19 protein-coding genes are annotated in these 23,957 nt (G+C 65.9%); 12 read left to right on the plus strand and 7 right to left on the minus strand.

Going from position 1 to position 23,957, the window contains the following annotated elements; translation table 11 throughout:
- Positions 1-12 precede the first annotated feature (12 nt).
- On the plus strand, positions 13-882 hold the full coding sequence (locus K940_RS0111125) for an Fpg/Nei family DNA glycosylase (RefSeq protein WP_028477609.1): 870 nt from the start codon (positions 13-15) through the stop codon (positions 880-882).
- Positions 883-891: 9 nt separating this feature from the next.
- On the opposite strand, the gene K940_RS0111130 is transcribed toward K940_RS0111125, so the two are convergent.
- From K940_RS0111130 to K940_RS0111140, 3 genes are all read right to left on the minus strand, one after another.
- Positions 892-2,400 carry a carboxylesterase/lipase family protein gene (locus K940_RS0111130; RefSeq protein ID WP_028477610.1) on the minus strand — a complete coding sequence of 503 codons (1,509 nt, stop codon included), beginning with the start codon at positions 2,398-2,400 and terminating at the stop codon, positions 892-894.
- 171 nt (positions 2,401-2,571) lie between these two features.
- Complete coding sequence (locus K940_RS0111135) at positions 2,572-3,825, minus strand: hypothetical protein (RefSeq protein ID WP_028477611.1); 1,254 nt, start codon at positions 3,823-3,825, stop codon at positions 2,572-2,574.
- Positions 3,822-4,583, minus strand: coding sequence for a crotonase/enoyl-CoA hydratase family protein (locus K940_RS0111140; protein WP_028477612.1), 762 nt, complete (start codon positions 4,581-4,583; stop codon positions 3,822-3,824). Before K940_RS0111140 ends, K940_RS0111135 begins: the two co-directional genes overlap by 4 nt.
- A 65-nt stretch (positions 4,584-4,648) precedes the next feature.
- Here K940_RS0111140 and K940_RS0111145 point away from each other — a divergent pair, with 65 nt between their 5' ends.
- A complete protein-coding gene (locus K940_RS0111145; protein WP_028477613.1) occupies positions 4,649-5,299 on the plus strand; it encodes a TetR/AcrR family transcriptional regulator in 651 nt (216 codons plus the stop codon).
- A complete protein-coding gene (locus tag K940_RS0111150; RefSeq protein WP_028477614.1) occupies positions 5,286-6,905 on the plus strand; it encodes an acyl-CoA dehydrogenase family protein in 1,620 nt (539 codons plus the stop codon). Before K940_RS0111145 ends, K940_RS0111150 begins: the two co-directional genes overlap by 14 nt.
- A 62-nt stretch (positions 6,906-6,967) precedes the next feature.
- On the opposite strand, the gene pgi is transcribed toward K940_RS0111150, so the two are convergent.
- Positions 6,968-8,641 carry a glucose-6-phosphate isomerase gene (gene pgi, locus K940_RS0111155; RefSeq protein ID WP_028477615.1) on the minus strand — a complete coding sequence of 558 codons (1,674 nt, stop codon included), beginning with the start codon at positions 8,639-8,641 and terminating at the stop codon, positions 6,968-6,970.
- Between the two features lie 80 nt (positions 8,642-8,721).
- Here pgi and K940_RS0111160 point away from each other — a divergent pair, with 80 nt between their 5' ends.
- Positions 8,722-10,176 carry an NAD-dependent succinate-semialdehyde dehydrogenase gene (locus K940_RS0111160; protein WP_028477616.1) on the plus strand — a complete coding sequence of 485 codons (1,455 nt, stop codon included), beginning with the start codon at positions 8,722-8,724 and terminating at the stop codon, positions 10,174-10,176.
- 179 nt (positions 10,177-10,355) lie between these two features.
- Here the strand turns inward: K940_RS0111160 and K940_RS0111165 are convergent, their stop codons facing one another.
- Complete coding sequence (locus tag K940_RS0111165) at positions 10,356-10,649, minus strand: chorismate mutase (RefSeq protein ID WP_081706305.1); 294 nt, start codon at positions 10,647-10,649, stop codon at positions 10,356-10,358.
- A 363-nt stretch (positions 10,650-11,012) separates the two neighbouring features.
- On the opposite strand from K940_RS0111165, the gene K940_RS0111170 reads away from it, so the two are divergent.
- Both K940_RS0111170 and K940_RS0111175 read left to right on the plus strand, forming a co-directional pair.
- Complete coding sequence (locus K940_RS0111170; protein ID WP_028477618.1) at positions 11,013-13,598, plus strand: UvrD-helicase domain-containing protein; 2,586 nt, start codon at positions 11,013-11,015, stop codon at positions 13,596-13,598.
- A 96-nt stretch (positions 13,599-13,694) separates the two neighbouring features.
- Positions 13,695-14,120 carry a hypothetical protein gene (locus tag K940_RS0111175; protein ID WP_028477619.1) on the plus strand — a complete coding sequence of 142 codons (426 nt, stop codon included), beginning with the start codon at positions 13,695-13,697 and terminating at the stop codon, positions 14,118-14,120.
- 53 nt (positions 14,121-14,173) lie between these two features.
- Here K940_RS0111175 and K940_RS27865 read toward each other — a convergent pair whose 3' ends face one another.
- Positions 14,174-15,424 carry a peptidoglycan DD-metalloendopeptidase family protein gene (locus K940_RS27865; protein ID WP_028477620.1) on the minus strand — a complete coding sequence of 417 codons (1,251 nt, stop codon included), beginning with the start codon at positions 15,422-15,424 and terminating at the stop codon, positions 14,174-14,176.
- A gap of 552 nt (positions 15,425-15,976) precedes the next feature.
- Between K940_RS27865 and sucC the strand changes: the two genes are divergently transcribed.
- The 6 genes from sucC to purH all read left to right on the plus strand — a co-directional run bounded on the left by sucC (position 15,977) and on the right by purH (position 23,386).
- A complete protein-coding gene (gene sucC / locus K940_RS0111185) occupies positions 15,977-17,143 on the plus strand; it encodes an ADP-forming succinate--CoA ligase subunit beta (protein WP_028477621.1) in 1,167 nt (388 codons plus the stop codon).
- Positions 17,144-17,170: 27 nt separating this feature from the next.
- Entirely contained in the window at positions 17,171-18,085 is a 915-nt protein-coding gene (gene sucD / locus K940_RS0111190) for a succinate--CoA ligase subunit alpha (protein WP_028477622.1), read from the plus strand.
- A gap of 436 nt (positions 18,086-18,521) precedes the next feature.
- Entirely contained in the window at positions 18,522-19,523 is a 1,002-nt protein-coding gene (locus K940_RS0111195; RefSeq protein ID WP_028477623.1) for a DUF5336 domain-containing protein, read from the plus strand.
- Positions 19,524-19,608: 85 nt separating this feature from the next.
- A complete protein-coding gene (locus K940_RS0111200) occupies positions 19,609-21,099 on the plus strand; it encodes a DUF6350 family protein (RefSeq protein WP_028477624.1) in 1,491 nt (496 codons plus the stop codon).
- A gap of 98 nt (positions 21,100-21,197) precedes the next feature.
- Positions 21,198-21,818, plus strand: coding sequence for a phosphoribosylglycinamide formyltransferase (gene purN / locus K940_RS0111205; protein ID WP_028477625.1), 621 nt, complete (start codon positions 21,198-21,200; stop codon positions 21,816-21,818).
- Complete coding sequence (gene purH, locus K940_RS0111210) at positions 21,815-23,386, plus strand: bifunctional phosphoribosylaminoimidazolecarboxamide formyltransferase/IMP cyclohydrolase (RefSeq protein WP_028477626.1); 1,572 nt, start codon at positions 21,815-21,817, stop codon at positions 23,384-23,386. Before purN ends, purH begins: the two co-directional genes overlap by 4 nt.
- A 51-nt stretch (positions 23,387-23,437) precedes the next feature.
- Here the strand turns inward: purH and K940_RS0111215 are convergent, their stop codons facing one another.
- A complete protein-coding gene (locus K940_RS0111215) occupies positions 23,438-23,887 on the minus strand; it encodes a hypothetical protein (RefSeq protein WP_028477627.1) in 450 nt (149 codons plus the stop codon).
- Positions 23,888-23,957: the final 70 nt, after the last annotated feature.

The following is a 23,957-nucleotide window of genomic DNA, read 5'->3' on the forward strand; positions in this document are numbered from 1 at the left end:
TAGTCTGAGTGGGTGCCAGAGCTACCCGAGGTGGAGGCGTTGGCGCAGTTCCTGCGGGAGCATGCGGTCGGCGCGGTGGTCGGGCGGATCGACGTGGCTGCGCTCAGCGTGGTCAAGACCTTCGCGCCGCCGGTGAGCGTGTTGTCCGGGTGCGATGTGACCGAGGCGGGCCGTTGGGGCAAATTCCTGGGCCTTCGATGCGATGGGCTCTGGCTGGTTACGCACCTGTCGCGGGGTGGGTGGCTGCGCTGGGTCGACGAACCCAACCCGACTCCGCCGAAACCGGGTGGTAAGAGTCCGCTCGCGCTGCGCGTACATTTGTTCACACCCGCCGCAGCCACACCCGCGTTCGATTTGACCGAAGCCGGGACGAAGAAGCGAATGGCGGTCTATGTCGTGGCGCAGCCGGAGGAGGTGCCCGGCATCGCCCGGCTCGGGCCGGACGCATCGACCGTGACCGAAGGTCAGTTCGCCGACATCCTGGCCGGCACCGCGCAGCGGGTCAAAACCGTGCTCGTCGACCAGACGCTGGTGGCGGGGATAGGCAACGCCTACTCCGACGAGATCTTGCATATGGCGCGAATCTCGCCGTTCGCCAGGACGAACACCTTGGACGCCGAGAAAGTGGCCGAGTTGTACACCGCTATGCGGGCCATACTCACCGATGCTGTGCAGCGGTCGGTAGGCCAGGATGCGGCCCGCCTCAAAGGCGAGAAGCGCTCCGGCATGCGGGTCCACGCACGCACCGGACTGCCATGCCCGGTGTGCGGAGCCACCGTGCGCGAGGTCTCCTATTCCGAGCGGTCCTTCCAATACTGTCCGACCTGTCAGACCGGCGGCAAGGTGCTCGCCGACCGCAGGCTGTCCCGGTTGCTGAAGTAGTCGCTGGACTCACACCAGCGACGGGACGCGCACACCCTGCCAGGCGAGTCTCTTTTCCTGATTCGGGTCGTGTTCCACGCGGGTGGGGTAGTCGATGACCAAGGTCGATCTGCGGGCTTCGGTATAGGCCGGCCAGGAAGGCAGTGGAGAACCGGTGTGCGCGAAGGCGAGCCAGTTTCCTTGGAACTGCTCGGTAACCGCTCGTAGGCCACGGCGGCCGCCGGCTACGGTCAGCGCCCGCCCGGCGGTGGTGTCGGCGCCGCCGAAGACCGGGATGAGATCGGTCGCGTGCGTGGCGCCGAGCCCTGCCAGATGTAGCGCGCGTGGGGCGAAGTCGTAACGGTAGGCGTAGGTCGGCGCGTGCCGGCTGTGCCCCTCCATGATCCTCACCGAAGGGCGCCAGAACGTGAAATCGCCCCCAGCCGCGATCGCGGCACTGGGCCGAGGGTAGTCGGGGTACACAGCGGCGATGCGAGATTCGGCGTCGGTGGAACGAGCGAGCGCCGCGCGGAGCCGATCCGGTGTGGTGGGCAGCTTGTCGGTGAACTTGGGGAACAGTGCGCCTTCATCTCGAGTCGTACCGATGATCAGCGGAACTCGATGTGCGGAACCATCAACTATGGCATCGATCGGCGCGCTCGGGAGGAACTCGCCGTCCACGACCGGGCAGGCGGGGAACAGGCCTGGATGTTCGCCCAGCACCCGACCGATGGTGTGATCGACCGCGCGGCGAATGTCGTTGGCGGTCTGCGTGCGTAGTGCGATGTGTGCGGTGTCCGGCGTTGCCCCCAGCGCTGTGACACATCGGCGGGCGAAGGCACGAGCCTCGGCGCCGGTCATTGCCCAGTCGGCGGGCGCGCTTTGCGCGATAGCCCGGTGGAACAGGCCTTTCGCCGCCGGGGTGGCCAGGAGACTGAGCACCGCGTGTGCGCCGGCGGATTCACCGAAGATCGTCACATTGTCGGGATCGCCGCCGAAGGCCGCGATATTGGTGCGCACCCACCGCAGCGCGGCGACCTGGTCGCGCAGCCCCAGGTTGGTTTCGAACGGGTGGCGCGTCGTGCCGAACTCACCGAAATCGACATACCCGAAGGCGCCCAGTCGGTAGTTCAGCGACACGACGACCACATCACCGCGCGCCGCCAAGTGGGCGCCGGAATACAGTTCCAGTGCCGAAGTGCCGAAGACGTACCCGCCGCCGTGGATGAACACCAGCACTGGCCGCGCAGTCGCGACCGGTATCGCGGGAGCAGTGACATTCAATGTCAGCGCATCTTCGCTGGTCGGCTGGTGAGTGCGCAACCCGATCCGTGCCCCTGCACGGTGCTGCATCGCAGCGTTGGCGTACTGCGTGGCCGACCGGATACCAGACCAGGGCTCGACCGGCTGGGGAGCGCGAAACCGTAAGTCCCCCAGTGGAGCAGCCGCATACGGAATGGATCGCCAGCGAAGTACGTGGCGGCCACAGCGGCCGCGTACTACTCCGTCGGCGGTTGCGGTATCTACTGTTGCCGGCATTTCCAATCACACTTGCATCGTGTCGGGGTGGGCATGTCTACCATCTACCGTGCCATACGGCGCAGCGGGGCCGCACGGTTCACGGCGTGATCTCATGGCGACCTGCCCCGCAGTGGCGTGACCCGCACGTCCGGGTGCCGCGACCCCTCCGGGGCGGTCGCGTGCTGCCATTCACCACGCGCGCGGATGCAACCCTGCAGCCGTTGCCGTGTCCAGTGCCAGCTTGCGCAGGGCGGACGCGGACTCGACCCGGGCCGGATCCAGGCTCACCAGGCTCAGCACGTAGTCGTCCCCGATGCGGCACAGGTAGCCTGCGAGTCTCTTGCGCGGCAGCTGTGCGGGGGTGAGGCCGGGGTTGATGCCGCGAGCGGCGATACCCGTGCAGCGGTGTGGCCCCAACGCTCGCAACGAGGCGGGCAGCGTTCCGATGTTGGAACACAGGATGTCCAGGTCGCCCACCCCTTTGGACAGCGCATGAGCCCAGCGGTCCGGGACCACCTGGAGTAGTTCTTCGGGCATACCGCCCGGTGCGGATATGCGACGCTGGTAGGCGGAACGGGCCGAGGCGCGGATCGTGCCGGGCGTATCGGTCCGCACGATCGAGATCTGTGTCGTCGCGATGTCGTTGTCGACGCTCGGTGTGGCGCGGGTCTCGACGGGCAAGGTGGCCCCGATCGTCTCGCCGGGGAATCCGCTGGTCCACAGCACCGTCGCGACAAGGTAGATGAACAGGCTGTTGGTGGTGCCGTGGTGGTTGTCGGCGACCTGATTCCATTCCGCCACCGAGCATTGCAGGATCGCGCCATGTGTCGACCTGTCGTCGGCCGCCCCGAGTTCTCGGCTTCGGGTCGGTGCGGCAGGTATGCGCGGTATCCCGTGCCGCAGCGCCGTGATCGTTCCGCGTAGGACCGCCCACCATTGTCGTCGGGCGTCGGACCAATCCGATTCTCGCGCACGCGGATCGGAGGGTGGTACCACACCACCCGACAGCGCGTCGTCGGCGGCGAATGCCAGGGCACGTCCATCGGCCAGCGTGTGGGAACAGGTCAGACAGACGACCGAGCCACCGTCGTCGAGCGGGGCGGTCGAAAGCCGCCATCCAGGACCGTATTCCGGATCGAGTCCCTCGCCTTGGGCATCGGCCCAGTCGAGTAGTTCGGTGACCCGGAGGACGCCTGGCGCCTGAGTGATCGGGTATGCGCGAACGTTCGGTTGCCAGGATCGGCGAGCGCCCGGCACTCGCGGCCGAACGACTCTGCGTGCCAGCGGCCCGGTCCGCAGGGCGTCGTATAGGCCCTCGAGCACCTGGGCGTCGACCCGATCGGCTGTTCGCCACAGACCTTGCAGGACAATCGGCGCACCCAGTCCGCGGTGGGAACGCAGGAACATGTCATCGAGGACGCTGAGCCGACCGGTCGAGTTCACGCGCGAACGCCGTGTCTGCCTGCGCCGGCAGCGAACCGCCCGGCGCCTTCGAGCGCGCCGTTGGCCAGCGCGACCCTGCCATGGCGCAATTCGTTGCGCAGTGCGTCCTGTTCGTTCATCCCATCCTGCTCGAGCAGCGACAATCGGTCGGTGCGCAGGCAGGTCTGCGGTAATGCGGCCAGTTCGACAGCGAGCTCTTCCGCGGCGGTACGGGACGTACCGGGGGGCACCACTCGGTTCACCAATCCCATGTGTAGCGCTTCGTCGGCGTCGACGGCACGCCCGGTGAGGATCAGATCCATTGCGCGGCCGGCGCCCACGATGCGCGGCAGTCGGACGGTGCCGCCATCGATGAGCGGAACGCCCCAGCGGCGACAGAATACGCCAAAGGTACTGTCGCGCTCGGCAATCCGTAGATCGCACCACAGCGCGAGTTCGAGTCCGCCGGCCACCGCGTATCCGGAGATGGCGGCGATCACCGGTTTGGACAGCCGCATCCGGGTTGGTCCCATCGGGCCGTCGCCGTCATCGGTGACCGGGTTGGCGCGTTCGGTACCGAGCGCCTTCAGGTCGGCGCCGGCGCAGAATGTGCCTCCGTCGCCCCACAAGACGGCGACTGCCGCGTTGGGGTCGGCATCGAACTCGTCGAAAGCGGAGGCGAGTGCGGCGGCGGTGGGTCCGTCGACGGCGTTGCGCGCTTCCGGCCGGTGCAAGATCACGGTGGTCACGGGTCCGTTGCGTTCGGTCGATACGCTCATCTGCTCGACCATACGGTGTGAGAGCACCATTGCGTGAAGAAATGAATTCATGCTTCACTTCTTGTGTGGCGTATCGAAGAACTGCCGCCGTGCAGGCCCGTCTGGATGCGCAGGCGGGAGCCATCGTGCAGGCTGCGGTCACGGTGCTGTCCCGCGGGGGATATGCGGCGCTCTCCATGGCCGCGGTCGCAGCGGAAGCCAGCTTGGCCACCGGAACCGTCTACAAGAACTTCGACGGCAAGGCCGATCTGGTGCGCGCGGTCTTTCGCAGTGTCGTCGCACGGGAGGTCGCCGTCGTAGCAGCGGCCGGTGCCAATGGCACCGGCATCGAACGCGTGAGCGCAGCGGTGGAAACCTTTGCCGGTCGGGCGTTGAAGAATCCCCAATTGGCGTATGTGTTGCTCGTCGAACCAGTCGACGCCATCGTCGATGCCGAACGGTTGCGTTTTCGACAAGCGTTCGCCGACAAGTTGGCGTCGGCGGTCGCGGAGGGGGTTGCGCGCAGCGAACTCCCTGCGCAAGATCCGCGTATCAGCGCGGCCGCGTTGGTCGGCGGGATTGCCGAAGTGCTGGTCGGTCCGCTCGCCGAAGCTCCACATGAAGAATTCGTCGTCCCCGAACTCGTCGCTTTCGCGATACGTGCGCTGGGTGTGCGTGAAGATCCGGGCGCCGCCAGCGCTCGGCTGGAATCAGGAGGATCAGATGCAGACGCATGAAGTCTTCAATCAGGTGCCCGACATCGTGCCGTACGACGTCGCGCGCAACCCGGCGCTGATCGAAGGTTTGCACCGCGAGGGCGCGGGCTGGGCCGAATCCGAGTTACACGCACTCGGCGCTCTCGCCGGGGGCGCCGAGGCGCAGGAGTGGGGCAGGCTGGCCAATCGATACCCGCCGGTGTTGCAGACCCACGACCGGTTCGGACACCGCATCGACGAGGTGGAATTCCATCCGCACTACCACGACTTGATGCGGGTCGCCGTCGAACACGGACTCCACGCCGCGCCCTGGCTGGACGAACGTCCGGGGGCACACGTGGCGCGTGCGGCGAAGTTCTACACCTGGGGCGCTGCCGACGCCGGCCACCTGTGTCCGATCTCGATGACCTATGCGGTGGTGCCCGCGCTGCGGCGCCACCCGGAACTGGCCGCGAAATACGAGCCTCTGCTCGCTTCCCGGAGTTACGAATTCGGACTGCGCGAGCCTTCGACCAAGGCTGGACTCATCGCGGGCATGTCGATGACCGAGAAGCAGGGCGGCTCGGACGTGCGCGCCAACACCACCACCGCAACACCTCGGCCGGATGGCTCGTATCACATCGTCGGTCACAAGTGGTTCACTTCCGCACCCATGTCGGATCTGTTCCTCACCCTGGCCCAGGCTCCCGGCGGACTGTCCTGTTTCCTCCTGCCCCGGATACTGCCGGACGGCTCCCGCAACCGGCTGCGCATCCAACGGCTCAAGGACAAGCTCGGCAACCATTCGAACGCATCCTCGGAACTCGAATACGAGAACGCGGTCGGCTGGCTGGTAGGTGCAGAGGGCGCCGGGATCAAGACGGTCATCGAGATGGTGAACATGACGAGGCTGGACTGCGTGATCGGCTCCTCGACCGTCATGCGGACCGGAACGGTAGCCGCCGTGCACCACGCTCGACATCGTGACGCGTTCGGCGCCAAGCTGATCGATCAGCCTGCCATGCGCAATGTATTGGCCGATCTGGTGATCGAATCGGACGCGGCGACCACGGTGATGATGCGCTTGGCCGGGGCCGTCGATCGAGCGTCTACGGACCCGGCCGAAGCGGCGGTGCGGCGCATTGCCCTGGCGGTCACCAAATACTGGGTCTGCAAGCGAGCGCCGGCACATTCGGCCGAGGCGCTGGAATGCCTGGGCGGGAACGGGTACGCCGAGGAATCCGGTATGCCGCGGGTGTATCGGGAGGCGCCGTTGATGTCCATTTGGGAGGGGTCGGGCAATGTCGCGGCGCTGGACGCATTACGGGCGATGGGGCGCCAGCCCGAGACCGTCGAGGCGTACTTCGATGAAGTATCGCTGGCGAAAGGCCAGGATCCCCGGCTCGACGACGCGATCACGCGGGTTGGCAAGGAGTTGTCGGACTTCACCGACGTCGAATACCGTGCCCGGCGAGTCGTCGAGTTGATGGCGTTGGTGCTTCAGGGCGCGCAACTGGTTCGGCATGGTCACCCGGCCGTTGCCGACGCATTCTGCGCTACCCGGCTCGGTGACGACTGGGGTATCGCCTTCGGCACGTTGCCGACCGGCGTCGACACCCGCGCGATCATCGAGCGCGCATTCACCTGACCCGGACGGTTGCGCAGCTCGCGGGCGTTTTGTGGGCGAGCCGGACCGCCCCCACAGGGCGGTCATCGGTTTGCGCGATACCAGCGAATCAGCGCATCGGTCGATGAATCGCTCTGCGGCTCGGGCTCTTCGGCGGCAGCCAGGAGCGGGGCCAGGGCGAGGGCCTGCTGTTTGCCGAGTTCGACGCCCCATTGATCGAAACTGTCGATGCCCCAGATCGCGCCTTCGACGAAGACCTGATGCTCGTAGAGCGCAATGAGCTGGCCGAGGACCGAGGGGGTGAGCTGCGGCGCGAGAATGGTGGTGCTCGGACGGTTGCCCGGCATCACCTTGTGCGGCACCAGTGCCTGCTGCGCACTCGTCGCGGCGCCCTGTTCGGCGCGGATCTCCGCAGCGGTCGTGCCGAAGGCGAGAACCTGGGTCTGCGCGAACAGATTGCTCATCAGGATGTCGTGCATGCTGCCGGTGCCGTCGCTGGTCGGCAGGTCGTCGGTGGGGCGGGCGAAGCCGATGAAGTCGGCCGGAACGAGCCGGGTGCCCTGATGCAGCAGCTGATAGAAAGCATGCTGGCCGTTGGTTCCCGGTTCGCCCCAGAAGATTTCGCCAGTGGATGTGGTGACCGCAGTGCCGTCCGAGCGGACCGATTTGCCGTTGGACTCCATGGTCAGCTGTTGCAGGTACGCGGGGAATCGCGCCAGATCGTTCGAATACGGCAGCACCGCGCGGGACTGCGCATCGAAGAAGTTCGAATACCAGACGCCGAGCAGGCCCAGCAGTACCGGTGCATTCCGCTCCAGTGGTGAAGTCGCAAAATGTCTGTCCACGGAATGCATTCCGGCGAGAAGCTGCGCGAACCGATCCCTCCCGATGGTCGCCATCACCGACAGTCCGATCGCCGAGTCCACCGAGTAGCGGCCGCCGACCCAGTCCCAGAAACCGAACATGTTCTCGGTATCGATGCCGAAATCCGCGACTCGCTGTGCATTCGTGGAGACGGCGACAAAATGCTTGGCGACCGCGTCTTCGCCGAGTGCAGCGACCAGCCAGCGCCGTGCCGCTGTCGCATTGGTCAGCGTCTCCAGCGTGGAGAAGGTCTTGGAGGCGACGACGAACAGCGTTGTGGCGGGGTCGAGCCCGACCAGTTTCGCGACCAGGTCCGCGGGGTCGACATTGGATACGAACCGCGCACCGATACCGGTGTCCGACCCGGCGGTGGCCTCTCCCGCGTAGTGACGCAGCGCCCGGTGCACCATCGCCGGACCCAGATCCGATCCGCCGATGCCGATATTGACCACGGTCGTGATCGGTTTACCGGTGGCGCCGCGCCAACGGCCCGACCGCAGCGCATCGGTGAACTCACCCATGCGGCTCAGCACCGCACGCACCTGTTCCCCGGCGTCGACGCCGTCGATGGTCATCGATTCCCCGTCGGGTAGTCGCAACGCTACGTGGCCGACTGCACGGTCTTCGGAGGTGTTGATGTGCTCGCCGCGATACATCGCGTCCCTGCGCTCGCTCACACCCGCTGCGCGTGCCAGCTCCACCAGCAGCAGCAGCGTCTCCCTGGTGACCAGATGCTTGCTGTAGTCGATGTGCAGGTCTCCTACCTGGACGGTCAATTCGACGCCGCGGGCCGGATCCTCGGCGAAGAGCTCCCTGAGGTGCCTACCGCCGACGGTGTGGTGGTGTTCGTGCAGTTTCCCCCAGGCCGCCGTCGCGGTGATGTCGCTGCTCACGTTCGCCGAGAGTACAAGCAGGCACGGCTACATGCACGGCAGGTCACCGGTGTTGCGCGGTCACCGCATAGGCTGGCTCCATGGTGTCCGAACGTGAAGTTCTGCAATCCGTGCCGAAACAGCTGTGGATCGGCGGGCCCGTCGATGCCACCGGAGCGCGAACGTTCCCAGTGCACAACCCGGCGACCGGTGAGGTGTTGACCCAGGTCGCGGATGCGACGCCGGACGACGCGATGCGTGCGCTGGAGGCCGCGGTCGCGGCGCAGGCGGACTGGGCGGCCACGCCCGCGCGGACCCGCGCGGAAATTCTGCGGGCAATGTTCGAGCAGCTCGATGCCCGTGCGGAGGAGTTCGCGCTGCTGATGACTCTGGAAATGGGCAAGGCATTGCCCGAGAGCCGCAACGAAGTGCGTTACGGCGCCGAGTTCTTCCGCTGGTTCAGCGAGGAGGCCGCTCGGATACAGGGGCGCTACCTGCAGGCGCCGACGGGCACCGGCCGGATCATGGTGCACAAACACCCGGTCGGCCCGTGCCTGGCGATCACGCCGTGGAACTTCCCCCTGGCCATGGGCACGCGCAAGATCGGCCCCGCATTGGCCGCGGGATGCACCATGATCGTCAAGCCGGCGTCCGCGACTCCGCTGACCATGCTGCTGCTGGCTTCGATATGCAGCGAGGCCGGTCTTCCCGACGGCGTGCTGTCGGTGGTGACCTCCAGCCGATCCAGTGCAGTGACCCAGCCGTTGCTGGACGATCCGCGTCTGCGCAAGCTGACGTTCACCGGCTCCACCGAAGTCGGCAAGACACTGGTGGCGAAGTCTGCCGATCAGCTGCTGCGTACCTCGATGGAACTCGGCGGAAACGCGCCCTTCGTCGTGTTCGACGACGCCGACGTGGACGCGGCGGTACAGGGGGCCATGCTGGCGAAGCTGCGCAACGGTGGTGAAGCGTGCACGGCAGCGAACCGTTTCCACGTGCAGAACGGCGTCCTCGATGAGTTCACGACCAAGCTGGTCGATGCCATGGCCGGCAGCGTTCGGATGGGACCGGGCACGGATCCGGGCACCACACTCGGCCCACTGGTCAACGAGGAGCAACTCCGGATCGTTCGTGAACTGGTCGATGACGCCGTGGTGGCCGGCGCTCGGGTGTTGCTGGGCGGCAAGGAGCCCGAGGGACCCGGATGGTTCTATCCGGCCACCATTCTCGGTGATGTCCCGCCACATGCCAGGATTCTGCGTGAGGAGGTGTTCGGGCCGGTAGCGCCGATCATCGGCTTCGAGACCGAACAGGAGGGGCTCGCCGCCGCCAACGACACCGAGTTCGGTTTGGTTAGCTATGTCTATACACGCGATCTCGATCGCGCGCTCCGAATAGCCGAGGGCATGGAATCGGGCATGGTGGGCGTCAACCGAGGAGCCATTTCCGATCCCGCTGCGCCGTTCGGCGGTATCAAACAGTCCGGGTTCGGTCGTGAGGGTGGCATCGAAGGAATCGAGGAATACTTGTCGACCAAGTACATCGCCCTTACGTAGCGGTACTCCCCTTACACGGTGATACTCGGACCTTACACGGTGATACTCGGAGCCCGATCAGCAGAGGTGGTCGGGTTCCGAGTGACCGGGCGCCGAGCGACCGGGATGGCCCCAGGGTGACAGTAGCCGTGGCGACCTCGGCCGGGCCGTCAGTGGCCGAGGCGACCTCGGCCGGGCCGTCAGTGGCCGAGGCGACCTCGGCCCAGGCGCAGTAGCAGCATGGCGAGCGTATGCCCCTCTTGCCCGAGTTCGCTGAAGCGTTCGAGTACCTTCATCTCGCGGCTGTGTACCAGGCGTGGCCCGCCCGAAGCCATTCGAGTCCTACCGATGACCTGAGAAATCTCCGACCGACGCTTGATCGCGGCCAGGATCTCCGCGTCGAGGCGGTCGATCTCCTTGCGGAGCGTGTCGATCTCGGTCTCGGTCTGCGGCAACGCGGCATCCGATCCGGTCGTCGTAGCAGAGGTGCTCATCATTCATCTCCTCGCGTCAGAACATCGGTCGGGGCGTGCGCTCGGCCGCCACCGACCGGTTCTTTCACCGTGAAACAGGCCTGGGGAGGCCGAATACTATCCCCCAGTCGATGCCGCGCTCAGGTACAGGCTCGACAGATACCGTGTCCGGCTGCTACCCGGAGCGGATGTGTCGTTCGAGCGCTGAGCATGTCGCCAGTCTGCCACGTGTTGCAAAGTATGCAAAACGATTGTATTTATAAATGTCACGTCATCTTGCCGGGGCTGCCGCAGGAGCGGCCGTCTGTACGGCCGGGTGAACCCGATACCCAACCCGACCCGGGCCTTCTGCTGTGTCGGTGCCCGCCGGTAGCGTGGTCGATGATGGACATCACGGTGGCTCCCAACACGAAGGCCGGTCGGGCCATGGAACCGGCTGGATCGTCGAATCCGCAGATCAGCGGCGCAGAAGCCGCACAGCGGCGCGGCTTCGCCGCGCCGCTGGCAGACGCCGAACACGACCGGCGGCGCAGCGAGCGGGAGCAACGGCGGGCCGAGGAGGTCGAACGACTGCTCGCCGATCTGAACCCACCGCAGCGCGCGGCGGTGACGCACGCCGGATCGCCGTTGTTGATCGTGGCGGGAGCCGGATCCGGGAAGACGGCCGTCCTCACTCGACGCATCGCCTACCTGCTCGCCGCCCGAGGCGTGACCCCGGGTGGGATTCTCGCCATCACCTTCACGAACAAGGCGGCCGCCGAGATGCGCGAGCGAGTGGCCGGACTGGTCGGACCACGTGCCAACACCATGTGGGTGTCGACGTTCCACTCCAGCTGTGTGCGAATTCTGCGTAGCCAGGCCGGCTTGTTGCCGGGTCTCAACTCGAATTTCTCGATCTACGACGCGGACGATTCGCGCCGGCTGCTCACCATGATCGGTCGCGATCTGAACATAGATGCCAAAAAGTACTCGGCGCGCTTGTTGGCGACCGCGATCTCGAATCTCAAGAACGAACTGATCGATCCGGACCGTGCCACCGCAGATGCCGAGGCAGACGACGCCGAACTGTCCGGTACGGTGGCTCGGGTCTATACCGAATATCAGCGCAGGTTGCGCTCGGCGAACGCCATGGACTTCGATGACCTGATCGGTGAGACCGTGACGTTGTTGCGGAGCCATCCACAGGTCGCCGAGTACTACCGCCGCCGCTTTCGGCACGTATTGGTAGACGAGTACCAGGACACCAACCATGCGCAGTACGTCTTGGTCCGTGAGCTGGTCGGACATCACATGGACGACGACCGGGACCTCGTCGCAGACCGAGTCGAGCCCAGCGAGTTGTGTGTCGTCGGCGACGCCGATCAGTCCATCTACGCCTTCCGCGGCGCCACCATCCGCAATATCGAGGAGTTCGAGCGCGACTTCCCCGACGCGGAAACCATTCTGCTGGAGCAGAATTACCGCTCCACTCAGCACATCTTGTCGGCCGCCAACGCGGTGATCTCCCGCAACGAGAACCGGCGCGAGAAGAAGCTGTGGACCGATTCCGGCGAGGGAGAGTTGATCACCGGCTACGTCGCCGACAACGAGCACGACGAAGCGTCGTTCGTGGCGCGCGAGATCGATCGGCTCGTCGATCAGGGCAAGGCCGGCTTCAGCGACGTCGCGGTGTTCTATCGCACCAACAACAACTCCCGTGCGCTGGAAGAGATCTTCATTCGGATGGGGCTGCCCTACAAGGTGGTCGGTGGCGTGCGTTTCTACGAGCGCAAGGAGGTGCGCGACATCGTCGCGTACCTGCGCGTGTTGGAGAACCCGGACGATGCGGTGAGCATCCGACGGATCCTGAACACGCCGCGCCGTGGCATCGGTGATCGTGCCGAAGCGTGCGTCGCCGTGCATGCCGAACAGCGGGGTATCGGCTTCGCCGCCGCGCTGCGCGATGCTGCCGAGGGCACCGTGGCGTTGCTGAATACGCGCGCGCAGCGGGCCATTGCGGGCTTCCTCGACCTACTCGACGGGATCCGGCGATCCGGAGACCGAGTGGACTCGGACTATTCGGATGTAGGTGATGTCGTCGAGGCAGTGCTGGAGCGCACCGGATACCGCGCCGAGTTGGAGGCATCCGACGACCCGCAGGACGGCGCCCGATTGGACAACCTCAACGAGTTGGTCAGCGTTGCGAGGGAATTCAGTTCCGAGGCATTCAACAACGCCGAAGCGGCCCGCCAGGAGGGATTGTTGCCCGAGGTGGGTGAGGGTGAGCCCGATCCCGGATCGCTCGCCGCGTTCCTCGAACGGGTCTCCTTGGTCGCCGACACCGACCAGATCCCCGACGAAGGGTCCGGTGTGGTCACGATGATGACCTTGCATACGGCCAAAGGTCTCGAGTTTCCGGTGGTGTTCGTGACCGGCTGGGAAGATGGACAGTTCCCACATATGCGAGCTTTGGGTGATCCCACCGAATTGGCCGAGGAACGTCGTCTCGCCTACGTCGGCATCACCCGGGCACGGCGGCGGCTCTACCTCACCCGGGCGATCGTGCGTTCCGGGTGGGGGCAGCCGGTGTCCAATCCGGAATCCCGCTTCCTCCAAGAAATTCCGGGTCATCTCCTCGACTGGCGGCGGCTCGAACCGGCCGGATCGACCACGCCAGGAGGTGTACGGCGTCGGGGTGGCGCAGACGACGAGGCAGGGCGAGACTGGACGCGCGATGACGGTCGTTGGTCACAACCGCGCCCCGGTGTACGCGGCCGTGAGGGCCGTCGACCTGCACCCGGTGGCGCGACGCGCAACAACACAGACCTGAGGCTGGCCGTGGGCGATCGCGTCAGCGACGACAAATACGGCCTCGGTCGTGTGATCGCCGCCGAGGGGTTCGGACCATTGGCCACTGTGACCATCGACTTCGGCACTGCGGGCAAGATCCGATTGATCCCGCAATACAGCCGGACACTGGTCAAACTCTGAACCCGACCGTGGCCGGGTTCCGGACGCATCGACGTGTCCATCGGCAGGGCCGTTCGGCTCTGCCGATGGACCCCTACCGCCGGTAGCGTCCGCGCTATGCAGGTGTTCGCGCAGCACGTCGTGTGGCTTCTTCCCCCATTGTGGCTCGGTATGGTGCTGGCCATCTCGTTTGTGGAGGCGCCGCTGAAGTTTCGTGCACCCGGGATCACCGTGCCGCTCGGTCTCGGTATCGGACGACTGGTCTTTCGCGCGCTGAACGGCGCCGAGGTCGTACTCGCTGTGCTGCTCGTGCTCGCAGCGGTCGTCGTGACGCCGGGAGACGCTGTCCGGTTGTGGCTGGGGGCGGCAGTGGCGCTGTTGTCGCTGCAGATCCTCGCAGTGCGCCCGACTCTGACTCGTCGCTCGAACCGGGTGCTCGCCGGGGAAGAGCTGCCCCGCTCCCGGGCCCACTATTGGTATGTCGGCCTGGAGCTCACCAAGGTCGTAGCATTGCTGGGGCTAGCGATCGCCGCGGTGCCCTAGCGGTCGGTTGCCATGTGTGCTGCTGTGGGGTGGTTCGCCATCAGCTGGGCACATCAGTCGCGATCCGTGGTGAGGCTGATGCCACGGGTGGCCAGCCAGGGAACCGGATCGATCTTGTCGGTACCGTTCAACCACACTTCGAAGTGGCAGTGTGGTCCGGTCGAGAACCCGCGGTTGCCGATGGTGGCGATCTGGTCGCCGGCCAGCACCCGCTGCCCCTGAGACACGGTGGCAGTGTCGATGTGGCCGTAGACAGTGACCGTGCCGTCATCGTGCAGCAAACGGACCCACATGCCGAACCCCCCGGCAGGGCCGGCCTCGATCACGGTTCCGTCGGCCACGGCAAAGATCGGGGTCCCGATCGGCCCTGCGACATCGATACCCAGGTGCTGCACTCCCCAACGGGCGCCGTATCCCGACGTGAACGTACCGGAAGCGAACTTGCTGAACAGCGGGCGAAGCTTCGCTGCTTCCCGAGCAGCGAGATCTTCGGCGAATTTCTGGCCCTTCTCCAACATGTCGCCGAACTGATCCAGATCGGCGGGGGCCGCAACATTCAGGATTTGGGGCGATTCGGAGGTGGCGCTGGGGTCGGAGAGCTGATTCGACTGCGCAGCGATCTCATGGATCCGCCCTCCTGCTTCGTAGTCGACGGTGTGCGCCGAGTCCTCGGGCGAGGCGAAGGTGGCCTGGCCCGCGGCGACCACTGCGCCAGCGGCCACGGCAGCGACGGCAGCGCGGCCCTTGAGGGCGGCGGGCGGAGCGGGGAGTCGGTGCGCGCCGCGACGCTTGTCCGTGGCCGGCTGGACGGGCTTCGCGTCTTCAGGGGTGGTGGTTTCCGGTTCGGCGCCCTCCTGTGTCCAGGCGTCCCAGCCGACGGGGTCGGATGTCCAGGAGTCGTGGCTGCTCCACGTCGCACCGGAATTCCAGACTTGACCGGTGTCCCAGGCGTTGCCATCGGGCCAGGAGTTCTGCTGCGACCAGGAGTTCTGTTGCGACCAATCGGGCTGGTCCCATCCGCTGCGGACATCCCAGGAATTGTCACCGGGTGCGTTGTCGGAGTAGCGCTCCGACAATGGCGTCTGGACTCGTGCGGTCATGCTGTCCGGCAGCTGGTCGCCTGCGCTTTCGGCGTCTCCGGCGGATGGCGGGGCGCCGTGCAGTGCGCTGTGCGATCGGCCCACGGAGGAGACGACGGGCTTGCCGGCCACCGCGAACGGTTCGTCGTCCGGACGGTAACGATGCCCTCTTCGCGGGCGATCGGGGAATGGCGAATCGGGGAATGACGAGGAGTGGTCGTTCATCGGCAGTGCCACGTCGTACCGGGGATAGGTGTCCTGGAGCGGGACGATGCCGAACGCCGCTCGGTAGGCGGTATCGCGCGGTCGGGCATGGAGGAGCTCTGCGTCCGCGGAGCGGTGTGCTGCGTCAAACTTGCCGTCCTCCTGTCGTGACCATGTTGTGACATCGACTCGTTGACGGTAACGAAACGATTGCATGCCCACAAGCGGAGCGCCCGGTCCGCAGTGGGCATGTGATATTGATCACATTCGAGACCGAAACTGCTCACTGGGGAACGGGCGGGGCGGAGAGGTTTTTCGACGACGAATTGTCGTAGTCGACCGGGTGCTTCCGGGTCGGGCGGTGCTACCTGCTGCGGCCTCGGCAACCTACTCGCCGGTAGTGTTGGCCAGCGCTTTTGCCCTCTCGACGGTGGCGGCGTGACCTGGGCCACTTAGGATGTATGTGGCCGATTGGCCGTCCATGTGACTGGTTAAAGTCCGACCCGACCCGCTTCCGACATCGGGCCGCCAACAAAGACGTTGTCATCGCAACGCAGACGAGACGGTGAGTACATGGATCTCTTCGAATATCAGGCGAAGGAGCTCTTCGTTAAGCACGGAGTGCCCTCGTCGGAGGGCCGCGTCACGGACACGGCCGCGGATGCCCGCGCGATCGCGGAGGAAATCGGCAAACCGGTGATGGTCAAAGCCCAGGTGAAGACCGGTGGCCGGGGCAAGGCCGGCGGCGTCAAGTACGCGGCCACACCGGACGACGCGTTCACGCATGCGCAGAACATCCTCGGTCTGGACATCAAGGGCCACGTCGTCAAGAAATTGCTCGTTGCCGAAGCCAAGGACATCGCGGAGGAGTACTACATCTCCTTCCTGTTGGACCGAGCCAACCGGACCTACCTGGCCATGTGTTCGGTCGAAGGCGGAATGGAGATCGAAGAGGTCGCCGCGACCAAACCGGAGCGGCTGGCCAAAGTGCCGGTCGATCCAGTCGCTGGTGTCGACCTCGCGTTTGCACGCTCGATTGCCGAGCAGGGACACCTGCCCGCCGAAGTGCTCGACACCGCAGCCGTGACCATCCAAAAGTTGTGGGATGTCTTCGTCGCGGAGGACGCCACTCTGGTCGAGGTCAACCCATTGGTGCGTACCCCTGGTGACGAGATCCTCGCCTTGGACGGCAAGGTCACCCTGGACGAGAACGCCGAATTCCGTCACGACGACCATGGGCCGTTCGCCGACAAGGAGGCGACCGACCCGCTCGAGCTGAAGGCCAAGGAGAACGATCTCAACTACGTCAAGCTCGACGGCGCGGTCGGTATCATCGGCAACGGTGCGGGTTTGGTCATGTCGACCCTGGACGTCGTCGCGTACGCGGGTGAAGGTCACGGAGGCGTGAAACCCGCCAACTTCCTGGATATCGGTGGTGGCGCCTCGGCCGAGGTGATGGCCGCCGGTCTGGATGTCATTCTGAACGACGAACAGGTCAAGAGCGTGTTCGTCAACGTGTTCGGCGGCATCACCGCCTGCGACGCGGTCGCCAACGGCATCGTGAAAGCCCTCGAGATCTTGGGTGAGAACGCGAACAAGCCGCTGGTCGTTCGCCTCGACGGCAACCGGGTGAGCGAGGGCCGCAAGATCCTCGTCGAGGCCGCGCATCCGCTGGTCACGTTGGCACAAACAATGGACGAAGGCGCCGACAAGGCAGCCGAACTGGCAGCCGCCCGATAACGACGGCCGAGTAAGGACGAAAAGCGAATGTCTATCTTCCTGAACAAGGATTCCAAGGTCATCGTCCAGGGCATCACAGGTGGTGAAGGCACCAAGCACACTGCGTTGATGCTGAAGGCGGGAACCCAGGTCGTGGGCGGTGTGAATGCGCGCAAAGCGGGCACGACAGTCGGTCATGTCGACAGCACGGGCACCGCGATCGACTTGCCGGTGTTCGGCACCGTGGCCGAGGCCATGAAGGAAACCGACGCCGATGTGTCCATCGTGTTCGTGCCGCCGAAGGCCGCCAAGGGTGCCATCATCGAGGCCATCGACGCGGAAATTCCTCTGCTGGTCGTCATCACCGAGGGTATTCCGGTGCAGGACACGGCCTACGCATGGGCCTACAACGTCGAGAAGGGCGCCAAGACCCGAATCATCGGCCCGAACTGTCCCGGCATCATCACGCCAGGAGAGTCGCTGGTCGGGATCACCCCGGCGGACATCACCGGCAAGGGGCCGATCGGGCTGGTGTCGAAGTCCGGCACCCTGACCTACCAGATGATGTACGAGCTGCGTGACCTCGGCTTCTCGACGTCCATCGGTATCGGTGGCGACCCCGTTATCGGCACCACCCATATCGACGCCATCGAAGCGTTCGAAAAGGACCCGGAGACTGCGCTGATCGTCATGATCGGCGAAATCGGTGGGGATGCCGAAGAGCGGGCCGCGGCTTACATCCAGGCCAACGTCACCAAGCCGGTGGTCGGTTACGTGGCCGGCTTCACTGCTCCCGAGGGCAAGACGATGGGCCATGCTGGCGCGATCGTATCCGGCTCGTCGGGCACTGCCCAGGCCAAGAAGGACGCACTCGAGGCCGCGGGGGTCAAGGTCGGCAAGACGCCCTCCGAGACCGCCGCTCTGGCCCGGGAGATCCTGGCGAAGGTCGGCGTCAGCGCCTGAGAATCGTTCGAACATGAGGCCGCCCCGTATCGGGGCGGCCTCTGCCGTGTGTATGGGGCGGCCTCTGCCGTGTGTATCGGGTACAGCCCGAGCGCCTTCGTGCCCATGCCCGTGACTGTGGGTATATTGGCGGCTCCGTAATCTGCTTCCTTCTCTGAACCGGGGCGGCCCGACCACCGCTCGTTCTCGAGGAACGGCTCGTTTTCGCAGTACCGATCACCCGAAGAGAGCGATCAGAACCGAATCCGCCTGTGCATTCGACCAACCGGCGAGCGGTGCCGGTTCGAGGCGTATGCGCTACGGTGTGCGTCGAGCTGCTGGGAAATGAGCGTATGCGCTCGCGCCGGCAAGCGGCACAGGGCGACCTGGGGCGGGGCAGCGAAGTAGCGTCGGAAGACATCCAGCCGCATGAAGACGACTCGATTGAGGAGACGACATGTCATACCCGACCGGGGGCTCCGGGTACAACGGACCCTCGCCCGCAGCGCCCTCCAGCCCGGGCTCGGCCCTGGGGGGCGCCAGTTCAGGATCGGCCGCTGCTGGTAGCGGTGGTGGCGTCGGTGGCAAAGGCTTACCCTTTCTGCTGACCGTGGGCGCAGCGGCGCTTGGCGTGCTTGCCTTCCTACTCGGATTCCTGCCCTATGCCGGCGGGCCCGGCGGACTGTCGGCGAGCGCGTTCGAGCTGGGCTTCGGTGCGCTGCTCGGACTGCCGCTCTTCGGCGGTCTGCTCGCGGGTTTGGCGCTGCTGCCCAAGCAGAACGTGATCGGCATGGCGGGTGCCGCCTCGACCGCGGGTTTCTTCGCGCTGCTGATCCAGTCGTTCAACCTCCCCTTCGACGAGCTGGAGGTAGGTGCGTTCGTACTGCTCGTGGTCGTGTTCGTGCAGGCCGCGCTGACAGTTGTGGCGACGCTGTTCGACGCGGGCATCCTGACGGCCCCGCCAGCGCGCCCGAGTACGACGGCGAGCGCGTTCGGTGGTGGCTATGGTCAGCAGCTGTTCGGGCAGGGGCAGCAGGCATACCCGCAGCGACAGCCCGGGTACAGCCCAGCAGGAGCGTATGCACCGCCCGGGCACGGTGGCCAGCCCGCCTCGGCGCATTTCGGCGCGCAGCCCTCACCGTATGGCCACAGCCAGCAGAGTTACGGCCAAGGCCAGCCATACGCTCAGCAACAGCCAAGCTACGGACAGAATCCCCCAACCACGGCCTACGGTTCGCAGCCACAAGGTGCGCCCTACGGCGCCCAGGCACAGCCCGATGACGCAGCCCACCCCAACTTCGGCGGGCAGCCTGCCACCTCCCAGTCGCCCTACGGTGCGCCGGGTTTCGGGCCGCAGAACCCCCCGACCCAGCCGGGAAGTCCGTTCGGCGGTGAGCAGGCAGGCGATCCGGCCGCCGAGGCCACTCGGCCGTTCCGCCCCTCGGACGACACCCGGTAGGCCGGGTTGGCTCCTCAGCGCAGCGGTCGCTGCCGACGGCGCGCCTGATCCGCTCGCGCTGGGGAAGCTGCCACGCTGAACAGCCATGAACTTCCCGAGAAACTCGCTGGTGCGCCAAACCGCATCGCAGGTGCCACCGCCGCGTCGCAGGCCCGGCGAGTCCGAGTTCTCGACGTTGACCCCCGAGAGGGCTCGTGTTCTCCTGGCGGTTGCTGGTCGGCCTGCGGCATTCGGCCTGACCGTCATCGTGGTCGCGGTGTGCATCGCGTTGCTGTCGGCCGGCAGCGACCTCGCGGACGCCGCCGCTGTGGTCTGCGCCAGTTGGCTCAGCGCACACCACGTTCCGCTGACCATCGGGGAGACCTCGCTGGGGTTACTTCCTTTGTTGCCGGCCGCATTGCTGGTATGGCTGACCGGACGGGAATGCGCACGCGCTGTGCCGCCACGCTGCACCCGGGCTGATCTGTGGTGGATCGTGGGTGCCGCTGTGGGCGGTCCGCTCCTGGTCACCTCGGTGTGTCTGGCGGTCGTCGAAGACGCTGCGGGTGTCGGCACCGTGCGCCCGCCGAACCCCCTCGTCGCGTTTGCATGGGTTGCGGCGCTCTACTCACTGGCTGCTGTCGGTGGCATCGTGACTCGTATGCGGGGGCGTGTCCTCGCGCGGCTGCGCCTGTCCGGTTGGGCGGTCTCCGGTATCGATGGTGCGCGCCGGTCGGTCCTGCGGTTGCTGGCCGGCGCCGCCCTGGTGGCCGCCGTGGCATTCCTGGCGAACCTGTCGCATCTCGGAGAAACCTACGAATTCGCCGGTAACGGCGTCGGCGTGATCAGCCTGACATTGCTGTCACTGGTCTATCTGCCGAATCTGGTGGTCCTCGGGGCCGGCATTCTTGTCGGCTCCAGCGCCCAGGTCGGCTCGGCGTCGTTCGGCTTGTTCTCCGTGGTCGGTGGGCCGATGCCTGCCTTTCCGTTGTTGGTTGCGGCGCCAACCGGGCCAGCGGCACAGTGGTGGGTGGCGCTGCTGGTGATTCCTGCGGCGGTCGGCGTGGTCGGTGGGCTGGATTGCGCCCGTACCTCGATCGATCGGATCACCGCGCCTTGGGCCACGCTGACGTCGGCGGCCGTGGCGACATTCGCATCGACAGCAATTGCCTGGGCGGCGGGAGGCGCGCTCGGTGCGTATGGCCAGGTCGGAGTGGCTCTGCCCAGATTCGCACTGTTCACTTTCGCCTGGCTGGCGGTCTTCGGCTGGCTGGGTTTGGCCTTCGCCCGCCGGTTCATCGACCCTGTCGGATCGTCCCCGGGTGACCGTACCTCCTTCGACAGCAGTGATCCCTACGACGAGTCGGACCGGTACGACGAGTTCTCCGGCGACGGGTATCACCTGGACTCGGGCTCCTCTGGCCGTCGCGACCACCTGGCACCGGAGTTCGATCTCGAACTCGATGCCGAGCTCATCGATGAGCGACCAGCGATCGAGACCGAGACTCGGGGACGCAACCACGGTGCCCAGGACATCATCGACGCAGAAATCGTCGAGGCAGACCTGGAGGACGGTCGGTGGAAGGACGGTCGTTAGGCTCTATCCCGGCGGCATCGTTGCCCGGCCGCCATCCGACCGATCGCAGCAGGAGTAGAGCGCTGACGTACCCGACCGCTCCGTGGAAACCCGCCGGGGTGCCGGCCACTGTCGTCGTGCTGGCGTCGGGTGCCGGCACACTCTTGCGTGCGCTCTTGGACGCGACCGCAGCACCGGACCACCCGGCAAAGGTCGTCGCCGTCGGCGTCGACCGCGCGTGTGACGCCACCGACCACGCGGACGCCGCTGGTGTGCCGCACTTCCGAGTGGCCCTGCAAGACTTCTCGGACCGCGGCGCGTGGGATGTCGCATTCACCGACGCCGTCGATCGCTATCACCCGGATCTCGTGGTGTCCGCGGGGTTCATGCGGCTGCTCGGTCCGGTTTTCCTGCGTCGATTCGGCGGACGGGTCATCAATACGCACCCCGCGCTGCTGCCCGCGTTTCCAGGCGCGCACGGAGTTCGGGACGCATTGTCCTATGGAGTCCGGGTAACCGGCTGCACGGTGCACATGGTGGACGCGGGCGTGGACACCGGGCCGATTCTCGCGCAAGAGGCGGTCACGGTGGAGTCCGGCGACGATGAGGCCGCCCTGCACGAGCGGATCAAGGTCGTCGAGCGACGGTTACTGGTGGACGTCGTCGCCGCCGTCGCGACCAGAGGGATTGTCTCCGATGGACGAAAGGCAGTTATTCCAGATGAGCGAGTGCTTCGGTGAGTGAACGCACAGCGATCAACAAGGCGTTGGTGAGCGTCTACGACAAGACCGGCCTCATCGAGCTCGCGACCGGCCTGCACGCTGCGGGCATCGAACTGGTCTCGACCGGATCGACAGCTGGCAAGATCGCCGACGCGGGCATCCCCGTGACCAAGGTGGAGGATCTGACCGGCTTCCCGGAGGCCCTCGATGGTCGAGTCAAGACGCTGCATCCACGAGTGCACGCGGGTATCCTCGCCGATCCACGCAAGCAGGAGCATGTCGACCAGTTGGTCGAACTCGGTGTCGAGGCGTTCCAGCTGGTCGTGGTGAACCTCTATCCGTTCAGCCAGACGGTGGCCAGTGGCGCGAGCCCCGACGAGTGCGTGGAGCAGATCGATATCGGCGGTCCGTCGATGGTGCGCGCCGCGGCGAAGAACCACTCGTCGGTGTCGGTGGTCGTCGACACCAGCGACTATGCCGACGTGCTGGCCGCGGTGAAGTCCGGCGGCTTCACGCTGGCCGACCGTGTGGCGCTGGCCGCCAAGGCTTTTCAGCACACGGCAAGCTACGACGTCGCGGTCGCTACATGGATGACCACCGTACTGGCGGCCGAGGACGAGCTCGGCGACCGAACCATGCCGGTCGCCGAGTGGCTCGCCGGCACATGGCAGCGGTCGACTGTGTTGCGCTACGGCGAGAATCCGCATCAGACCGCGGCGCTGTACACCAATGGCGACGGCAGTCTCGGGCTGGCGCAGGCTCACCAGTTACACGGCAAAGAGATGTCGTACAACAACTATGTCGACGCCGACGCCGCGTGGCGGGCGGCGTTCGACCACGAGGGGCCGGCCGTCGCAATCATCAAGCACGCGAACCCCTGTGGCATCGCGCTCGGCGTCGACATCGCGGATGCGCATCGTAAAGCGCATGCGTGTGATCCAGTCAGCGCATTCGGCGGGGTGATTGCCGCGAACCGTGAGGTCACCCTGGAGATGGCCGAGCAAGTCGCCGAGATCTTCACCGAGGTGATCGTGGCGCCGTCCTACGCCGACGGTGCGGTGGAAGTGTTGCAGCGCAAGAAGAATGTGCGCATCCTCATTGCCCGCCCGCCTCGTCGTACCGGTGTGGAACTGCGCATGATCAGCGGTGGCGCGCTGGTCCAGCAGCGGGATGTGCTCGATGCCGCGGGCGACGATCCGGACAACTGGACCTTGGCCGCGGGCGCTCCCGCCGACGCGCCGACGCTCGCCGACCTGGCATTTGCGTGGCGCGCTTGCCGCGCGGTGAAGTCGAACGCGATCCTGCTCGCGCACGACGGTGCTGCTGTCGGTGTCGGCATGGGTCAGGTCAATCGGGTGGACGCGGTCGGTCTTGCGGTACAGCGAGCCGGTGACCGCGCCAAGGGCTCGGTAGCAGCTTCCGATGCGTACTTCCCATTCCCGGACGGGCCACAGACTCTGATCCATGCTGGTGTCCGCGCTATCGTCCAGCCCGGTGGCTCGGTGCGGGATCAGGAAACGATCGATCTCGCGCGTCGGGCAGGCGTGACCCTGTATCTCACCGGCGCCCGCCACTTCGCGCACTGATACACCCTTGGACCCGCAATACCGTGCCGAACTGGTTGGGCACGGTATTCGCTAGTGCGCCCGGAGTACTGTGCGCTCGCCCAGCGGACTGTTCAGCGACACTTCCAGGGTGCCGAAGACTGCGACCATGGTGCACATCCGCCCTACCGCGTCGGAAGGTCGGCCTGCGCGCAGTGCAACCGTGACGGTATCGGTGGTCTCGGTGACCGATGCGTCCACTCCGTAGCATTCCGGTGCGCCCGCTTGAAAATTCACCGCTATCCTGTTGTCCGGTAGCCGAGTCCAGGACTCGAATGGAATCGGGTGAGCTCCGACTATCGTCGAGTCGGCGGTGAACCGTATCCCTCGACCTCCGCGGGGATCCTCGACAGGCGCCTGCGACTCTGCGGCCGGGGTAGGCAAGGTCTGCTCGTTCTCGTTCCCGTCCGTGTGGCTACAGCCGGTAGCAGCGAGGAAGGTAAGCATGGCGGCAATGGCGCACCCACCCTGGATTCGATGCATATCGTCACTGTAGTGGGGCGGCTCGGTATCTGATACATCGTGCGTTCGAACGAACTCCAGTGCACCGCCC

This window comes from Nocardia sp. CNY236, assembly GCF_000482385.1.
GTDB lineage: Bacteria > Actinomycetota > Actinomycetes > Mycobacteriales > Mycobacteriaceae > Nocardia.

Coding starts and splice junctions, on each gene's coding strand:
- K940_RS0111130 (WP_028477610.1), bottom strand. CDS start 2,400: ATGCCGGCAACAGTAGATACCGCAACCGCCGACGGAGTAGTACGCGGC.
- K940_RS0111140 (WP_028477612.1), bottom strand. CDS start 4,583: ATGAGCGTATCGACCGAACGCAACGGACCCGTGACCACCGTGATCTTG.
- K940_RS0111150 (WP_028477614.1), top strand. CDS start 5,286: ATGCAGACGCATGAAGTCTTCAATCAGGTGCCCGACATCGTGCCGTAC.
- K940_RS0111160 (WP_028477616.1), top strand. CDS start 8,722: ATGGTGTCCGAACGTGAAGTTCTGCAATCCGTGCCGAAACAGCTGTGG.
- K940_RS0111165 (WP_081706305.1), bottom strand. CDS start 10,649: ATGAGCACCTCTGCTACGACGACCGGATCGGATGCCGCGTTGCCGCAG.
- K940_RS0111170 (WP_028477618.1), top strand. CDS start 11,013: ATGGACATCACGGTGGCTCCCAACACGAAGGCCGGTCGGGCCATGGAA.
- K940_RS0111175 (WP_028477619.1), top strand. CDS start 13,695: ATGCAGGTGTTCGCGCAGCACGTCGTGTGGCTTCTTCCCCCATTGTGG.
- K940_RS27865 (WP_028477620.1), bottom strand. CDS start 15,424: ATGAACGACCACTCCTCGTCATTCCCCGATTCGCCATTCCCCGATCGC.
- sucC (WP_028477621.1), top strand. CDS start 15,977: ATGGATCTCTTCGAATATCAGGCGAAGGAGCTCTTCGTTAAGCACGGA.
- sucD (WP_028477622.1), top strand. CDS start 17,171: ATGTCTATCTTCCTGAACAAGGATTCCAAGGTCATCGTCCAGGGCATC.
- K940_RS0111195 (WP_028477623.1), top strand. CDS start 18,522: ATGTCATACCCGACCGGGGGCTCCGGGTACAACGGACCCTCGCCCGCA.
- K940_RS0111200 (WP_028477624.1), top strand. CDS start 19,609: ATGAACTTCCCGAGAAACTCGCTGGTGCGCCAAACCGCATCGCAGGTG.
- K940_RS0111215 (WP_028477627.1), bottom strand. CDS start 23,887: ATGCATCGAATCCAGGGTGGGTGCGCCATTGCCGCCATGCTTACCTTC.